The organism is Pseudomonas sp. 37 R 15 (assembly GCF_900004865.1).
GTDB classification, from domain to species: domain Bacteria; phylum Pseudomonadota; class Gammaproteobacteria; order Pseudomonadales; family Pseudomonadaceae; genus Aquipseudomonas; species Aquipseudomonas fluorescens_AM.
In genome coordinates, this window is the sequence record NZ_CVTV01000049.1 from 462,582 (window position 1) to 479,817 (window position 17,236).

At 57.7% G+C, this 17,236-nt stretch carries 14 protein-coding genes; 10 read left to right on the top strand and 4 right to left on the bottom strand.

The window, feature by feature from the left end:
- Positions 1–8: 8 nt before the first annotated feature.
- From BFQ04_RS30025 to BFQ04_RS17510, 6 genes are read left to right on the top strand one after another with little or no spacing between them, the layout of a single operon-like run.
- Positions 9–2,645 carry a phage tail protein gene (locus BFQ04_RS30025; protein ID WP_083218003.1) on the top strand — a complete coding sequence of 879 codons (2,637 nt, stop codon included), beginning with the start codon at positions 9–11 and terminating at the stop codon, positions 2,643–2,645.
- Between the two features lie 2 nt (positions 2,646–2,647).
- On the top strand, positions 2,648–3,286 hold the full coding sequence (locus BFQ04_RS17490) for a hypothetical protein (protein ID WP_065951884.1): 639 nt from the start codon (positions 2,648–2,650) through the stop codon (positions 3,284–3,286).
- Position 3,287: 1 nt separating this feature from the next.
- Complete coding sequence (locus BFQ04_RS17495; protein ID WP_065951992.1) at positions 3,288–4,211, top strand: hypothetical protein; 924 nt, start codon at positions 3,288–3,290, stop codon at positions 4,209–4,211.
- The gene (locus BFQ04_RS17500; RefSeq protein ID WP_065951885.1) at positions 4,208–4,759 is read left to right on the top strand and encodes a baseplate complex protein; all 552 of its coding nucleotides are present in this window, start codon (positions 4,208–4,210) and stop codon (positions 4,757–4,759) included. Before BFQ04_RS17495 ends, BFQ04_RS17500 begins: the two co-directional genes overlap by 4 nt.
- A complete protein-coding gene (locus tag BFQ04_RS17505; protein ID WP_065951886.1) occupies positions 4,756–5,460 on the top strand; it encodes a hypothetical protein in 705 nt (234 codons plus the stop codon). Before BFQ04_RS17500 ends, BFQ04_RS17505 begins: the two co-directional genes overlap by 4 nt.
- Positions 5,433–6,404 (top strand): hypothetical protein, encoded by a 972-nt coding sequence (locus BFQ04_RS17510; RefSeq protein ID WP_065951887.1) that lies wholly within the window; start codon positions 5,433–5,435, stop codon positions 6,402–6,404. The genes BFQ04_RS17505 and BFQ04_RS17510 overlap by 28 nt, the downstream gene beginning before the upstream one ends.
- Before the next feature lie 116 nt (positions 6,405–6,520).
- Here the strand turns inward: BFQ04_RS17510 and BFQ04_RS17515 are convergent, their stop codons facing one another.
- The 3 genes from BFQ04_RS17515 to BFQ04_RS17525 all read right to left on the bottom strand — a co-directional run bounded on the left by BFQ04_RS17515 (position 6,521) and on the right by BFQ04_RS17525 (position 10,049).
- Positions 6,521–7,441 carry a HEPN domain-containing protein gene (locus BFQ04_RS17515; protein ID WP_065951888.1) on the bottom strand — a complete coding sequence of 307 codons (921 nt, stop codon included), beginning with the start codon at positions 7,439–7,441 and terminating at the stop codon, positions 6,521–6,523.
- Positions 7,442–8,503: a DUF262 domain-containing protein gene (locus tag BFQ04_RS17520; RefSeq protein ID WP_065951889.1), complete on the bottom strand. Its 1,062-nt coding sequence runs from the start codon at positions 8,501–8,503 to the stop codon at positions 7,442–7,444.
- Positions 8,504–9,140: 637 nt separating this feature from the next.
- Positions 9,141–10,049, bottom strand: coding sequence for a hypothetical protein (locus BFQ04_RS17525; protein WP_065951890.1), 909 nt, complete (start codon positions 10,047–10,049; stop codon positions 9,141–9,143).
- 679 nt (positions 10,050–10,728) lie between these two features.
- On the opposite strand from BFQ04_RS17525, the gene BFQ04_RS17530 reads away from it, so the two are divergent.
- From BFQ04_RS17530 to BFQ04_RS17540, 3 genes are all read left to right on the top strand, one after another.
- Positions 10,729–12,630, top strand: a complete 1,902-nt coding sequence (locus BFQ04_RS17530; RefSeq protein ID WP_065951891.1) for a potassium transporter Kup — start codon at positions 10,729–10,731, stop codon at positions 12,628–12,630.
- Between the two features lie 180 nt (positions 12,631–12,810).
- Complete coding sequence (locus BFQ04_RS17535; RefSeq protein WP_065951892.1) at positions 12,811–13,917, top strand: NADH:flavin oxidoreductase/NADH oxidase; 1,107 nt, start codon at positions 12,811–12,813, stop codon at positions 13,915–13,917.
- Between the two features lie 283 nt (positions 13,918–14,200).
- Entirely contained in the window at positions 14,201–14,386 is a 186-nt protein-coding gene (locus tag BFQ04_RS17540; RefSeq protein WP_065951893.1) for a hypothetical protein, read from the top strand.
- 58 nt (positions 14,387–14,444) lie between these two features.
- Here BFQ04_RS17540 and BFQ04_RS17545 read toward each other — a convergent pair whose 3' ends face one another.
- The gene (locus BFQ04_RS17545) at positions 14,445–16,070 is read right to left on the bottom strand and encodes a glucan biosynthesis protein D (protein ID WP_065951894.1); all 1,626 of its coding nucleotides are present in this window, start codon (positions 16,068–16,070) and stop codon (positions 14,445–14,447) included.
- 303 nt (positions 16,071–16,373) lie between these two features.
- Here BFQ04_RS17545 and BFQ04_RS17550 point away from each other — a divergent pair, with 303 nt between their 5' ends.
- Complete coding sequence (locus BFQ04_RS17550) at positions 16,374–17,084, top strand: tellurite resistance TerB family protein (RefSeq protein ID WP_065951895.1); 711 nt, start codon at positions 16,374–16,376, stop codon at positions 17,082–17,084.
- Positions 17,085–17,236 lie beyond the last annotated feature (152 nt).

The following is a 17,236-nucleotide window of genomic DNA, read 5'->3' on the forward strand; positions in this document are numbered from 1 at the left end:
AGCCTCTCGTGGGAGCCAGTATTACCCTTGCAGGCGAAAGCCTGATTGCCCAAAAACTCGGCGCGCAACAGCGCCTCGAGGTCGTGCGCTTTGTGTTTGCCAACGTGCCCGGGCTGAACCCGAACAGCCCAGTCAATCGCGCCGCGCAGAAACCGCCGGCGGCGCAGATCGTCCACACCTATACGATTCCGCCGCAAAATATCGGGTTTGTGAACCCCAATCAGGTGGTTTACAGCTCGATGCTGGGCAGCGAAATCGGGGACTTTGACTGGAACTGGATCGGCCTGGAAACGGCCGAAAATGTGCTGTTGGCCGTGGCCTATGTCCCGCTGCAGCAGAAGCGCAAAAATATTCCGCCGCAGCAGATCGGCAACAACGTCACCCGCAACATCCTGGTGGTGTTCGACGGCGCCCAGGCACTGACTGGCATCACGATTGATGCCAGCACCTGGCAACATGACTTTACCGTGCGCCTCAAAGGGATCGATGAGCGCGAGCGTCTGAGCAACCGTGACATGTTTGGTCGAGCGTGCTTCTACCGCAACGGCCTGCAGGTGGAGAAGGTCGCGGCCGGCTACCAGCTCAAACCTGGCCTGGCGTATATCGAAGGCATCCGCGTCGAGCTGACCAGCGCCTTGCCGATCGCGCCGCCGGCGCTGCCAGCACCGGTTTGGCTGCATGTGTCTCTGCGTCGGGACCTGAACGATGTGCTGGCCAGATGGACGGTGGTGTTTGACCCCAACCAGGTCGACTACCTGGACGCTGACGGCAGCTGGCACTACTGCATCCAGTTGGGCCATGTCGCGGGCTCAGGGTTGGTAACCGATCTACGCAAGGTTGCCGAAGTTAATGGGCCGCTGGTTGACCACTTCGCCGCTCAGGTCGGTCATTACCCCCAACTACGCTCAGGTAGTGCGGACAAACTGAGCAGTTCGCGCAAGATCAACGGCGTGGCGTTTGACGGCTCGGCGGACGTGACGGTGGCGGACAACACCAAGTTGCCCGTCGCCGGTGGCACGATGACCGGTGGCATCCGCGCCGGCTTCCCCGCGATGGGTGGCGGCTTTGTGGACTGGCGGAAAAGGACTCCAGCCTTGCAGATTGATTGCCCAGCTAATCAGTACGCTTATTCCGTCTGGAAAGGCACCAACTGGGATGAGCGCGATCTGGCGGCGATGGATGTCTATTCCGGCGGCACCAAAGATTCAATCCCCTCGGTGGTGCTGCATGTCCATCCCACAAATAATGCCTTCACGTTCGAAGGTAACGGTGATCTGGCGATACTCGGCCGCTATAAAGGCAGCGGGGCCTTGCTGCAGGGTCTGAATGCCAGCGAGATGGCGACGGGAACAGTCCCCAAGGCCCGCCTGGCGGGAGCCTATGACATCAGTGTGACGGGCAACGCCAAGACAGCGAGCAGCCTTGAATCCCCTCGGCGCATCAACAATATCCCGTTCGACGGTTCCAAAGATATTCAGATCACCGATGACGGAAAGCTGCCACTGACTGGCGGGACACTGAGCGGCTCGCTCAATGCGGACTTTCCCGCAATGGCTGGTTACTTTGTGGATTGGAAAGACCGCAGCGCGGCCTTGCAGATCTCTTGCCCGACGAATACAGCGGCCTATCAAGTATGGCGAGGCACTTGCTGGGGAGATCGTCACCTGGCTGCTATGGAGGTGTATGCCGGCGGTTCCTCCACATCCCAACCCAATGTGGTGATGCACGTAGGAGGGGCCGTTGGGGCGTTCACCTTCGATGGTTCTGGCTCCCTCACCATCAAGGGATCTTACATTGGCGACGGTGGATCGCTGGGCGGTTTAAACGCCGGCGCGCTTGCCCTGGGCACCGTTCCCGCTGCGCGCCTATCAGGTACCTACAGTATTGCTGTTACGGGCAGTGCTGGCAGCGCATCGAAGCTTACGGCACCGCGACTGATCAATGGCGTGGAGTTTGATGGCACCCAAAACATTACGATCGGGGATGCGACCAAACTACCGCTGGCAGGCGGCACGCTGACGGGGACCGCAAGGTTTGACTTTCCGCAATTGGGCGGTGGGTTTGTCGACTGGCGCAGCAGGTCGCCAGCGATACAGGTGGATTGTTCCATCAATAGCTACGCGTACATGGTTTGGCGCGCTACCAAGTGGAATGAGCGGCATTTGGCCTCAATGGAAGCTTATGCCGGCGGCGGAGCCAGCACCCCCGCGCAGGTAGTGACCCATGTTGGTTCAACCAACAACGCGATGACTCTAACTGAGGGCGGCAATCTGTCCGTGGCCGGTGCCTACTTTGGTAACGCGGCGGGGCTCACGAACTTGCCGCAGGCGACACCCGACGTGCCTGGCGCGGTATTGAAGAACACCGCATCACTGGGGCCAAGCGGCTGGTGGAAATGCGCGCAGACCGGATTCATTAAACAGTGGGGCTTCACACTGGGCGCCTCAGACACTGTGACCCACCGCAGTTTTCCCATCGCGTTCCCAAATCGTTGCGCGTCATTGGTCGCATCCAGGACCAGCCTTTTTTATTCCGATAACTTGACCGGTACTAACACGCTGATCGTCAGCAACACTCAGTTCTCGGTGATATCCGGTCCTTTCAACTCGCCCGATGAAATCTACTGGGAGGCCTCTGGCTACTAATCATGAGCATTTATTTTCACGCCGCAACAGCTGGCTTCTACGACACCCGCGCCCATGGCGAGCGCACTGCCCTTATCGCTGATCCGAAGTGGAAACAGCCCATGATCAGCGTGCCGGACCCTGACTGGATGGCGCCCGAAGGCTCAACGGATACAGCTCCGATGATCAAAGTTAAAGACCCCAAGGCCAAACCACCTTTGATAGAAGTCCCGAACGCTGGCTGTAACCTGCCGCCAGCTGCGCAATTACTGGAAATCACCCAGGCCGAATACCAGTCTCTATTTGCCGCCCAAGCGCAGGGTAAAATCATTCAAGCCGTCAAAGGCCGACCGGTTGCCCTGGACCCGCCGCCGCTGACGTGGGAGCAGGTAAAAGCAGGGTTTGTGACCAGCGTACAACTGTTCCTGGATCAAACTGCCAAAGCGGCGGGATATACCGACCTCAAGGACGCGATCAGTTACGCGGATGAACCGGCAGTGCCGAAGTTTCAGGCAGACGGCTTGGCGTTTCGTACCTGGCGCTCGTTGTGCTGGGCCTATTGCTACGATCAGTTGACGGCGATCGAGCAGGACAAGCGCAAGACACCGACCAGCGCCGAACTGGTGGCAGAACTGCCTGCCCTGGTACTGCCAAATGCCTGAGATGAACTGGTCGCCGGTGACAATGCGCTGGCCTGAACAAGCTACCGAGTGGATGGGCCAGCTGTCAGCGGCCCAGGGCCTGGCCGGTGGAGAGCTGGCCAGTACCGCCAAGCGCCTGGCGGATCTGAGCGACAAGACCAGCACCAACCCGGGGCCGGTGGGTCGTGCTGCCCAAGGCGCGATCGCTGCAGGCCGTGCGGCTCTAACAGAGCAAATGGGCGAGGCCCCTGCGTGCCTGGTGGTGACGCCTTTTCAAAGCGGTATTGGCCAGGGACGCGGTTACCAGCGTTTCCTATCAGCGCCGAACTTGCTGCAGCAGTTGGCTGGCAAACTGGTGGACGTGAGCGACACCGGCCGGCCGAGTGGTCCCCAGTTCGCCCTGTGTCTGATGTTTCTGGCCACACGGTTTGATCAGTTGGCCAACAGCCTAGCGCGCTTCAATGCGCTGTTGCCGATGCCCGACCTGGTGCGAACCGAACGCCGCGCACGGCACCTATCCAAGCTTGAAACGGAAAAGTGGGAGATCCCCGCCGCCGGCACCTTGCCGCGCTGGCAGGCGCTGCCGCTGGAGCGTTGCACCGTGGTTAAGGCCGCGCAGCAATCCATGGCTGGCCAGCTCGCCGTTCTGGAGAGCTACGCCGCCGACAGTTCACCCATGTCCGACCTTGCCGCGCTGGCCACTCGCAAGGCGGCTCAACAGCTGGGTCGGGATCAACAACTGGCCGAGCTGAAAACCTTGCTCGCCGGCGGTAACGCTGACAGCAGCATGCGCGCGCGCCTGATCGGCCCAGGTAATGCCACCGAGCTGCGCCAGGCCCTGTTGGCAGGTGACGCCCCTGGGCATGAATGGGTGTTGTGCGCCGGTGCGCTGCTGGTGGGTTCTGAGAAGGGCTTGAGTTTCGTTCGTGAGTTGGTGGGCCTATGACGCTGCTACTCGACGGACAAGAGGTACGCGGGAAAAACCTCAAGGTCACCGGCAATCTGCGCATCGAGAGCGACGACCTATCAGGCCAGACCAGCAATACCGACAAGGGGCACAAGGGCTTCAAGCCCAAGACCCTGACGGTCAGCTTGATGATTCCTTTCGTTGACCAGGTGCAACTGCGCGACCTGATGCGCCTGGTGGAAGCGACCGAAGGCGGTGGCCAGCTCAAGACCTACCGCATCGTCAACGACACCGCCGCCGCGTTTGGGATGCGCCAGGTGACGTTCACCGAAGGCGTGAGCGCCCGGGAAGACGACAACCTGCGCGGCTGGCTGATTCAGTTCACCCTGACTGAAAAGCTGTCGAACCCGGAGAAAGTCGAAGGCCGGCGATCGGGTAACGCAGTAACCGCGCAGTCGGGCCCGGGCGGGGCAGTGGGTGGCACCGGCGGTACCGGTGGCGATTCCAGCAGCGGGCCGGAGGAACTGACCGGCTTTGAAGCCACGCTGAAAAAGGTCGACGGCTGGTTGGGCGGGGCAAGCACATGAAGCTGCATAAGGAGTTGGCCATTAATGGCGTGCCCTATGTCCTGGTCAAAAACGAAGTCCGTCTGGATGCGAAAAGCCCCGGACGGGCGACGTTTACCGTTCAAGCCAAAGCGCCGGTCAAGGGGCTCGTAACGCTCGATATCGGCTATAACGGCAATACGCTGCAGCGACACTTTATTGGGTACGTCGAACGCTCCACCACGGCCAGCAGCGGCCAGCAGGTGCTGTTCTGCCGCGAGCTGGCCGCGATCCTGGCCAACCCGCTGCCGCTGAACCTGCGGCACGTCGACCTGCGCGCCGTCCTGGTCGAGATCAGTCAGCACACCGGTCTGCGCTTTCGCGTCCCGGATCGTCCCTACGCTGGCGTTAAGGCCCCGTTCTTCTACAGCCTGGCCGCCGGCTACCAAGCCATGGACAGCCTGGCCCGAGTTTTTAACATCCCCGACTTTATCTGGCAGCAGCAGGGTGACGGGGAGGTGTTCGTGGGCAGTTGGGCCGACAGCTTCTTTGGCGTTCGCCCCGCGCTGCAACTGCCGGTGGAACTGTTCGACGACTACCAGGGCAATCAAAGCGCAATGATTGCAGCCCTTCCCGGGTTGCGACCAGGTGCAACAATCAATCACGGCGAGCGCATCACCAGTGTGGCGCTCATCGACAACCAGATGGCCATCCGATGGACGACGCAATCCGCCGCAGCGTAGAACGACAATTTCCTGAACTCACCGGCGGCTATCATCTGCCACGCTTTGCCCGGGTGGTCGCCGTGGCCGACGCCCCGGCCGGCGCCGGGATCTGTGACGACTTCCGGCCGCGCTATGCGGTCGACATCGAGGTAATGGGGCCGGACGGCGAGCCAGACACCAAGCTGCCGATCTTGGCCGGCGTGCCTTTGCCGCTGCCCACCGGTGGTGAGGAAATGGGCATCTATGCCTTTCCCGAGGAAGGCACCCAGGTTGTGGTGTGCTTTGCCTACGGCCTGCCGCACAAGCCCTATATCCAAACGATTCTGCCCCACGGCCTGAGCATGCCCAGCGTGCCGAAGGGCGACCAGGTGTGGCAGCACAGCGAAGCCTGTCAGCAGCGTGTGGACGCTGACGGCAACTGGCTGCGCCAGACAGAAGGCAAGATCCGGGACAAGGCGATCGAGCGGGAAGTCGAGGCTATGGGCAACACGGAAACGTTCCAGAACCACACCAGGACGGTGGATGACCATTCCACCGAGTCAGTGGGTGGAATCAAGACGATCGAGGCGCTGGGCGCGCTCAAGCTACTGTCCGGTGGTTCTGCGAGCCTGGCGGCGGTGGACGATCTGCACCAAGCGACCGGGCGGGACTTGAACCTGGTGGTGGGGCAAAAGCACAACGCCACGGTGGGCGGCGATATGCAGGAAAGAATCGAGGGTCTACGAAAGAGCGTGGCAGCGGTCAGCCAGCGACTGGTCGCTCCCAAGACATGGATGGGGTCCGAGGGTGTCAACGTGCTGCAGGTGCTGTGTGATTTGCTCGACCTGGTGCAGCAAATGAACGCTCAACTGGCTAGTCATACCCATGGGCCGACACCAACACCAGGGAATGCGTCAGAGTTTTTAAGCAATGCAGGTACAGCCGCTCTACTGACGACAAAACTAAAGCAAATTACTCTTTAGTCCTATTGGTGTTGGTACTTCTACGAGCTAGCACGCAGTTCGCCAGCGTGCTTTTTAATCGCCAGATTTTCATATTGCTTGTTTGAGGAATCTGGGGTTTACCAAGTCATTAGATATCAGCTTACGTACCAGTTGCTAACACGTCTCCCTCCGTCCAACAAAATCAAGAACTCTTTTGCTGGTCGCAGTTTGGGGCGTAACGTTCTCAACGCATCTGATGGGTCATTCCAATTTTTTATCGTACGTCCACCGAGCGCTTTTGATTCTTTATATACGCCCGAAACACTATGCAGAAATCTATAGTTCAAGGCTGTATCGATGTCATGATCTTGCATCTTCGTATTTAGCGAGGCTTCAACTTGCCTACACCTAGCCTCAAGAATTATGTCCAGCGATGCTGCTATCGCGAGGATTTCACTTTTGATCGATGCCAGCCATAGATAGTCGTAATTGAAGTTTGCTTCATGGGCGCAGCTGTGCCTTCTGCTTGCGGCGTTTTTATAAGCTTGATTTAAATCGGGAAGTCCACCGCCAATAGCATCCGAAACTTTCTTCAAAGTTGCCCATCCGCCACTGAGGCCAAATGCTATAAGTATGCCTGTGACTTCATCAGTTGAAACATTGGAGCTCGATGAGGCAAGAGACAAGTCAGATAGTTCAAAGGCAGGCTTTCCCGTGGAATGTATCTTCAATGATTCTGTTTGGACTAGGTTGCGCCAGTCTCCACCATCCTTTTTTTCTAGTTTTGCTCGAAACACCAGAGAGCTTAATGCGTCTAGTATTGCTGCGTCTTGCAGTTTTGTAGGCAGCTTTGAAAACTCTATTCGAGAAGAAGATATTCTGTTAAGGGCCTCGCTAGTACGTTTCTTTATAAAATCCTCAAGAATATTAAAGGCCACGATTCCTAGCCCTTTTCGCAAAAGGTTTGCGACACCGTTGTGGGTGTTCTGAGCAATTCCCACATCGATAAGTTCAGGCAAGTCCTTCGCGGCACTTAGATGTTCCAGCCTTCCAAATAGCTCGTCCTTTGCGGTCATTTAGATCGCCTTTAGCGCATCTGCAAAAGTTTTAATCCGATATTCAACACTTCTTGGGTTAGAGGTGAATTGACTGATCGATTCTTGAAACTCTTCATCTTGATCGAGCAACAGCACTAGCGCTTCACGAACTTTATCTGGTTTGCTCATAGCGTTATCTCGCTCTGCATCACTCAAAAGGCTAGAGCAAACCATCTGAACATCATAATAACCCTGTAAAACTCTGCTATTGCCACCAGGTTTTTTAAAGCCCTCCTCTCCCCAGACTGCCTCACAGAAGTTTAGCGCCTGCTCGAAAATAGCTTGTAAAATTTTGACCTGTTTCTTGGATGTTTTATGGAAGTTTTGCATGTAGCTGTCCATCGCTACGTCCATATTTCCATGGAATTTTTGCCAATATTCTCGGACTGTAAAAAATCTTAGTACGTACTGCACATCAATCATTTCACGGAATATCTTCGATTGCGAAGTCGCTTTCAGTTGGCTCCTGAGATAATCCTTTTCCGACATATCAAACAACATGTTATTTAAGTCGCCGCGAAAGGCTACGTTTCTAATTTCTTGAGAATTAAGAACGACCCCTGCCTTGTTTAATCTTAAAAATACTTCATGTTTCAGGTCTGGGTCCGACTGCCGTAACAGAGTAACAACGCGGAGGTAGGGCCTGATTTTTAATGCGTTAGATAACGAGACCGGTAAATCTTTGAATTTGCAGCCTTCGAGTTCAATAAACTTGTCAAGTTCACTTAGCTCAAACTGCCCGAGCAAGAATTTGTTAATCGCAGTAACGCGTTGTTTTCCATCAATTACCGAATAGACCCCGTATTCGTCTTCTGCTAAGTAAATAGGCGGGACAGGAATATTCAGAAGGAATGACTCGATCAGTCCTGAATTCTTATCCAGCCCCCAACGCTCACGACGTTGATACCTAGGGCTTACATCAATCGCACCGCTATCAACCATATCTGAAATAGATTGTAGGGACAAATCTGACTGCTGCAAAACTAGCGCACTTTGAGATTGGTTAAATCGTGCCAGAATTTTTTTCTCGTTACTTGACATGTCAAGCCACTCAGTCTCTAAAAGATGGCGTTACGCTATGACAATTCCTCTGCCTATGCAAGGACATTGATAGGGCATGAAGTGAACCCGTTCTATCTTCCCCATCCAAATGGCGTAGAGCGCACTTCTAAAATGCTGTGTTCGGCTCCAGAGCTGGTCTACATAGTGTTTGCAGTTTCAGGTGGCAGCAGTCTCAGCCGGCCTCTACCTCCAAAAATCTCTAGGATAAAAAAATAATCAAAAAAAGCACTTATCCCCCTCCCGCCGACGGGCTTTGCGTCCGTTTTTTGTGCAACGCCGGGTGTCGTGCTAACGAACCTGCAGCCCAGGCGGGCCGGGAGGCTCTGCAGGCGATCTGCAATTTCAAAAAGTGCAAAGTTTTGAAAGGAAATGCAGTGCGGTTGCACAGTTAAGCAAAGGCCACGCACGGAAGGGTTAACGCTGGAGTGCCCGGTTTCATTGGGCGGAAACTTTTGAAACGTGGATTTCGGTGTGTTTTAAAACACGCGCACGTTCTTATTGCGACGGTTGTTGGCTGTGTAAGAGAAGGGTGGAATCTCCCTGCAAGCCACAGCTGGACGGGGCTGTGGCTTGTTCGATGGATTTCATTTTGCCGAATAGCCGATTGCCTACTTCGCTATTGATCGAGCCTTTGAACCACATACTCCTCAGAGCCAATCGTGCAGTGCCAGTGCTCCTGTGCCCCAATCCAGCGTGGAGTTATCGGGTTCGCCGCAAGAGGGTTGTAGACCAAGGCTGACGGATGCTGGCCATTGATCATCACATTCTCCAGGAGATCCAGTCCTAGGACCGCGCTGATGCACGCGTTTTGCTCATTGAGAAACGTGTCCGATGGCACTTTATTCTCGGTACCAGGTTTATCAAGGACGGGGCGGTGTTGGTGAAATTGCTCGACGATGTCTCCTGAAAATCTATCTATCTGGACTTGAATCGGACCGACGCTGAACAAGACCTCGACGGCTACGGGTTTCCCGCTTACACCATAGAGGCCAGTCATTGCAAACGGATTTAGCAGATGTGTGTTTACTGCGATGATGTATGGCTGGTCAGCTTTCACGACCCCCGATTCAAGGTATCCATGAAGCTTTTTCGTTTTCTCCGCAACAGCAGCAGTCCACCGGAGGTTGATAGCAGCGTGAGGAACAGCTCTGACCTTTCCCGTGCAGGACTTCGCAAGATAGTCCTTTGGGATGCCAGCGGGTTCAGGTGTTTGCAACTCTATCCAGGCGGATTTCCCATCTTTCGTGGCTAGGAAGTCGGGTCCTTCATTTTTGCTTTCCAGGAAGAAGCCGTCATTCCAGAGCATGTCAGCGAGAAGCAGCTCTCCCACACGTTGAGCGTAAGTTGAAGACTGCCCACAAGTTAGCTGTTGCTCAAATATACGATCTGCCAACCCCGCATCTCGGAATCGGTCATAGAGCTCAGTGAGTCGTTCCACGGCTACTGTGGCCGTCTCTGGGCGTGCTCGAGTCCATCCTTTGACGAATTGCGCAATAACCTTTTCCCGAAGCGGGTGGTGAGCCATGGTGTCCTTTCCTGGTTGAATTTTCTGTAGTCCCCATTCTACGGGTTCTGCTTTACAGGTTCTCCAACCAAATTTCATGGCGTACTGATATTTTCCCAGCAATACGCCGGGAAAGGTAGTTTCGGTGATGCTGCTAAAAACGGGCTGTAGCTCTTATATGGCGGGGCATTGAGTAGCTGTCACTGAAACGCTCACCAGTATCGCTTGACTCGACCTCTATATCGTTGGAGGTATTGAAAATCGTGGAGCGGGTTTAGGGAATTGAACCATCGTTATCAGCTTGGGAAGCTCCCTAGGAGCACTGGCATCATTTGTATAGTTTAAATTTCGTTAGGGCAACCCAGGGAAACAAAGCCAACCTTGGGGTTGGCTTTTGCGATGGTGGTGGACATGTCTAACCTCGGTATCGAATGACGCCGCCACCGTGAAGGGCAGGCAGCGGACGGGCGCTTGGTGCGCCTCTGATCAAAAAGTGCGCAATTCTAGCGGCGGGCAACGCACTTGACCAGCTTTATGCAGGGAAATGCGACGAGCGCTGCGCTATGCTTCGCGCCGTTGCGCGTAGGTAAAATCCTAAGGTCAACAAAACGTCTGTTACGAGAAGTAAAACGGCGCATGCTACGGTCAGTTTGAGCACGTTGTTTATAAGCGACCTCAGGTCAAAGGGCAGGAGTGGTTGATGGGTCAGGCAAGTAGTCAGGCAGCGAGTGCCGAGCATTCGAACGCCAAGCCGATTGGCATGCTGGTAGCAGCGGTCGGGGTGGTGTATGGCGATATCGGGACCAGCCCGCTCTACACCCTTAAAGAGGTGTTCAATGGCGGTTACGGGGTGCAGGTCAACCATGACGGGGTATTGGGGATCCTGGCGCTGATCTTCTGGTCGCTGATCTGGGTCGTGTCGATCAAATACATGCTGTTCGTGCTGCGCGCCGACAACCAGGGCGAAGGCGGCATCATGGCGCTCACCGCCCTGGCACGCCGTGCGGCAGGGGAGCGCAGGAAATTGCGCAGTTTCCTGGTGGTGTGCGGCTTGTGCGGCGCGGCGCTGTTCTACGGCGACAGCATGATCACCCCGGCGATTTCGGTGTTGTCGGCCGTGGAGGGCCTTGAGCTGGCGTTCGACGGCCTGGAAAGATGGGTAGTGCCCATCGCGCTGGTGGTCCTGGTGGCGCTGTTCCTGATCCAGAAACACGGCACTGATCGCATCGGCAAGCTGTTCGGGCCGGTGATGGTGACCTGGTTCCTGGTGCTGGGCGGCCTTGGCGTGTATGGCATCACCTTGCACCCTGAAGTGCTCAGCGCCATGAACCCGATGTGGGCCGTGCGCTTCTTCGAGGCTCACCCCGGCATCGGCGTGGCCATCCTCGGCGCGGTGGTGCTGGCGCTGACCGGCGCCGAAGCGTTGTATGCCGACATGGGGCACTTCGGTCGCAAACCCATCGCCCGTGCCTGGTTCATCCTGGTGTTGCCGGCGCTGGTGCTCAACTATTTCGGCCAGGGCGCCATGTTGCTGGGCGACCCGGAAGCGGCCCGCAACCCGTTCTACCTGCTGGCGCCGAGCTGGGCGCTGATTCCGCTGGTGGTGCTGTCGACCCTGGCCACCGTGATTGCCTCCCAGGCGGTGATTTCCGGTGCGTTTTCCCTGACGCGCCAGGCCATCCAGCTGGGTTATATCCCGCGCATGCACATTCAACATACCTCCAGCGCCGAACAGGGCCAGATCTATATTGGCGCGGTGAACTGGTCGCTGATGGTGGGCGTGATCCTGCTGGTGCTGGGCTTCGAATCCTCCGGTGCGCTGGCGTCCGCCTATGGCGTGGCGGTGACCGGCACCATGCTGATGACCACGATCCTGGTGTCTGCGGTGATGCTGCTGTTGTGGAAATGGCCACCGGTACTGGCCGTGCCGGTGTTGCTCTGCTGTCTGTTGGTGGACGGGCTGTACTTTGCCGCCAACGTGCCGAAGATCATCCAGGGCGGCGCCTTCCCGGTGTTGGCGGGGATTGTGCTGTTCGTGCTGATGACCACCTGGAAGCGCGGCAAGCAATTGCTCGTCGAGCGCCTCGACGAGGGCGGCCTGCCGCTGCCGATATTTATCGGCAGTATCCGTGTGCAGCCGCCTCATCGCGTGCAGGGCACGGCAGTATTTCTCACGGCGCGCCCCGACGCCGTACCCCATGCGCTGCTGCACAACCTGCTGCATAACCAGGTGCTGCACGAGCAGGTGGTGCTGCTGACCGTGGTCTATGAAGACATCCCGCGTGTGCCTGCGGCGCGGCGTTTCGAAGTGGACGCCTATGGCGAAGGGTTCTTCCGGGTGATCCTGCACTTTGGTTTTACCGATGAGCCGGACGTGCCTGAGGCGCTGAAACTGTGCCATCTGGACGAACTGGATTTCAGCCCGATGCGCACCACCTACTTCCTCAGCCGTGAAACCGTGATCGCCTCGCGTATCAAAGGCATGGCGCGCTGGCGCGAAGCGTTGTTCGCGTTCATGTTGAAGAATGCCAACGGCAACCTGCGCTTCTTCAAACTCCCGGTCAACCGGGTGATCGAGCTGGGCACCCAGGTCGAAATGTAAGGCGCTGCAGCACGGGAGCCGGCAATCGGCTCCCGGTTTACGTCTGAACGGTTTACTTCTGAACCGTTTGACTCTGAACCGTTTCCTCTGAACCCTGTGCGATCGGTCGTTGTCGACTAGGCTCTAAGCACCATGAAAGAGAGCCTTGGAGCTTGCCCACAGAACCCGAAGAGGTGCGCCATGAGTCAGTTGCTCGAACCCTATACCCTGCGTCAACTCACCTTGCCGAACCGCATCGCGGTATCACCGATGTGCCAATACTCAAGCGATGATGGCCTGGCCAACGACTGGCACCTGGTGCATCTGGGCAGCCGTGCTGTGGGTGGCGCCGGGCTGATTTTTACCGAAGCCACCGCCGTGACCGCCGATGGCCGCATCACCGCCCAGGACCTGGGCTTGTGGAAAGACGAACAGATTGAACCCTTGCAACGCATTACACGCTTTATTGCGGCGCAAGGCGCGGTGGCCGGTATCCAGTTGGCGCACGCCGGACGCAAGGCCAGCACTTATCGGCCGTGGATCGGCAAGCATGGCAGCGTCAAGCCGGAAGACGGCGGCTGGGTGCCGGTAGGCCCGTCGCCTATCGCATTCGACCCTCAGCACACGCAACCCAAACCGCTGGATGAAGCGCAGATCCGCCAAGTGATCGCAGACTTTGTCGCCGCCGCCAAGCGCGCCCTGGCCGCCGGTTTCGAAGTGGTGGAGATCCATGCCGCCCACGGTTACCTGTTGCATCAGTTCTTGTCGCCCATCAGTAACCAGCGCCAGGACCTGTACGGCGGCTCCTTCGAAAACCGCATCCGCCTGGTCCTGGAGGTGACCCGCGCGGTGCGCGAAGTCTGGCCCCAGAACCTGCCGCTGTTTGTGCGCGTGTCCGCCACCGACTGGGTGGAAGACGGCTGGAACCCCGATGAAACCGTGGAACTGGCGCGCCGCCTGAAAGACCTCGGCGTAGACTTGATCGACGTGTCCTCCGGCGGCACCGCCGCCAACGCCGAAATCCCCACCGGCCCCGGTTACCAGACGCGCTTCGCCGAGCGGGTGCGCAAAGAGTCGGGCATTGCCACCGGCACGGTCGGCATGATCACCGAGCCGGCCCAGGCCGAACACATCCTGCGTACCTGCCAGGCCGACATCATCTTCCTGGCCCGCGAGCTGTTGCGCGACCCGTACTGGCCGCTGCATGCCGACGATGATCTGGGCGGGCGCAAGGCGATCTGGCCGGCGCAATATCAACGGGCAACGCACCGCGACCAGCCGATTCATGAATCGGATCTGCGCGATTGATCCTTGGCGTATGCCCACACAACCCACCCTGACCCGGTGGGTTTTTTTTGCTCGTGGTCATGACGCAGATCGATCTGATGGGTCGGTGAGGGTGTGAGAAATGGTTGTAGGTATTTGTTACCGAGGCAATTATTTAAGTGAATACTCTAAAAAAATCCCACACGTAACCAGATTGTTTCTACGCTTACGGTAAGCCTGATTTTCGGCCCAGGAAATCAGTCCGCTTCACCGCACGCGGAAATGGGCAGCAGGAGTATTGGATCGATATCAGGAGAAGCAGTCCATGGCCAAGTCCTATGGTGTAGCGGGTGTGATGGCGTCTTTTCTGACCCGCAGTTTGTTCTTGCGTGGCCGCAGGTTGAGTTCGGATGAAATCGAATTGCTGGCGCATTATCGCGCCCTGACCGAGAGCGATCAGGTTGCGATGCGGTATTTGATTGGGGCGATGAAAACCGTGTCGAGGTTTTGAATGACTGCTGGGCAACGTGTGGGAGCACAGTGCTCCCACAGCAGGGGTCGCCGTGTTGTCAGGTGTATTTACGCTTGCCCGGCTCGGGCGGGAAGTACTGATACAGCCAAGTCTCACTCAAGGTACGGTCCTGGGTGCGGATAAACAGACGCAGTTCGACCGGCTCCACGCTGTCACTGGTTGGGTACCAGTCGAACAGAATGCGATAGCCCTTGATGTTGTCGAGCACCAGCACGCTGAAGTCTTTCACCTCGCCGTGAGAGCAAGTGACCACCGGTTCGATGCCCGTGCCGGCTGGCAAACGGTCCAGGCCGCCGCCCTTGAAGTCCACTGCAAAGCGGCGTGCCCACACCTCAGGGTAATGCTCGCCAGGGGCCCATCCTTCGGTAAATCCGCCCATGCCCGAGCGCGTGGCGTCGACCTGGGCCAGCGGTGTGCTCACCGGCGGCAGGGCGCTCCAGTAGAGCTTGTAGCCGTAGTTGAGCGAATCACCGGCCGCCACCGGCTTTTTCGGGGTCCAGAAAGCGACGATATTATCCAGGGTTTCGCCGGTGGTGGGGATCTCCAGCAGGTCGATGGAGCCTTCACCCCAGGCGGTGGTGGGCTCTACCCACAGGCTGGGGCGCTTGCTGTACCAGTCCACGGTGTCCTGATAGCTGGCGAACTCGTGGTCGGTCTGTACCAGGCCGAAGCCTTTGGGGTTGGTGTCGGCGAAGGCGTTGAATTGCAGCTTGGCCGGGTTGTTCAGCGGACGGCAGATCCACTCGCCGTTGCCGCGCCACATGGCCAGGCGATCCGAGTCGTGGATTTGCGGGTGGATGGTGTCGCACATCCGGCGTTCGTGGGTACCGCAACTGAACATGCTGGTCATGGGCGCAATGCCCAATTGTTCGATGGCGGTGCGCGCGTTGATATGGGCATCGATCGCCATCACCACTTGATTGGCCTGGCAGTCGATATCGAAGCGATAGGCGCCGGTGGCGCTGGGGGAATCGAGCAGGGCGTAGACCACGAAACGGGTGGCGTCCTTGTCCGGGGTTTCGAACCAGAACTGGGTGAAATCCGGGAACTCCTCGCGTTTTTTCGCGTAGGTGTCAATCGCCAGGCCGCGCGCCGACAGGCCGTACTGGCCGGTGGAGTCCACGGCACGGAAGTAGCTGGCACCCAGAAACGACAGCACATCATGGCGGTCAAGCTCCGGCGCCTTGAACAGTTTGAACCCGGAGAAGCCCAGGTCGCCGGTCAGCTGTTTGGTGTCAACCGTGGTTTTTTCATAGTTGAACAGCGAAGGGCGGAAATGCACTTCGCGGGCCTCGCGGGTCTTGGGATCGACACTGTGCATGCGCACCGGCGTCTTGAAGCCCATGCCGACGTGGAAAAACTGCACGTCCAATTGCCCCTTCAGTTCCTTCCACAGCGAATGGTTGCCGTCGTAGCCAATGGCGTTGAAGTTCTGCGGGGTCATGGTTGCCAGCGTGGGTGGCAGCACCTGCCGGGTATCTTTGTAGGCGACGCCGGCGAGCTGCTTGGCCTGGGCCTTGAGCGTGTCGAAATCGAATGCCACGGCCTTGCCATCGGCGGCACGGTTTCCGGCCCAGGCCTGCGCGGCCAGCAGGCCACTGGCCGACAACCCGGTGTAAGCCGCAATGGCCATGGACGCTTTGAGCAAATTCCTGCGGTGCATAGAGACAACCTGTCGTGAGCGAATCCCGCGCCGTTCCTGGCACGTAACGGATCAGAAATAACGGTTCGGACATGCCTTCGGCCAAACGCAACGGACAATAAACAGACGCCGGATAGCTTAAGCGGTTCGATGGTGAAGGAAAAATCATTGATGGCAGCATGATGGCGCCGCTGTGCAACAAGACATTTCCGACGCCAGGGCAGGGCGTTACATCTGGAAGCACTCTAGATACAGCGTTTTTGGCACTTAGTTTTACGCTGGGGGCCTATTGCTCCTACGAACCCAAGTGTCTGGAGGCTACGAATGAATACCCGTGGATTGCTCGATCAGTTGCTCAAGTCTGGCCAGGATATGTTGCAGAACAAGGCTGGCGGTCAGCGTCAATCAGCTGACAAAGGCGCCCTCGGCGGGCTGCTTGGCAGTGGCGGGCTCGGCAGTTTGCTCGGTGGCGCAGGCGGTGGTGCATTGGCGGCCGGCGCCATGGGCTTGCTGCTGGGCAATAAAAAGGCGCGCAAATTCGGCGGCAAGGCCCTGACCTACGGCGGCCTCGCCGCCTTGGGGGTCATTGCGTACAAAGCCTACGGCAACTGGCAGGCACAGCAGGCCAGCGCACCCCAGGGCGAGCCGCAAACCATTGATCGGCTGCCGCCGGCCCAGGTCGAGCAACACAGTCAGGGCATTCTCAAAGCGTTGGTCGCTGCCGCCAAGGCTGACGGGCATGTGGATGAGCGTGAGCGGGCGTTGATCGAAGGCGAGTTCACCAAGCTCGACAACGACCGCGAACTGCAAGTCTGGCTGCATGCCGAGTTGAACAAGCCCCTCGACCCGGCCGACGTCGCCCGCGCCGCCGGCACCCCGGAAATGGCCGCCGAGATGTACATCGCCAGTGTGATGCTGGTGGACGAGGAAAACTTCATGGAGAAGGCCTACCTGGACGAACTGGCGCGCCAGCTGAAGCTGGAGCCGGGCCTGAAGGCGGAGCTGGAGAAACAGGTGCGCCTTAACGTCGAATAAAACCGCCTACCTGTCCACATGTGGGAGCGGGCCTGCTCCCACATTCAAACCGGGCTTGGTTCAAAGCGCCAGGGCGCCTGCCCCAAGGGCGGCGCTGGCACCTGCAGTGTCCCCGCAAACCATTGGTTAATACACGCCATCGCTCAGCTATA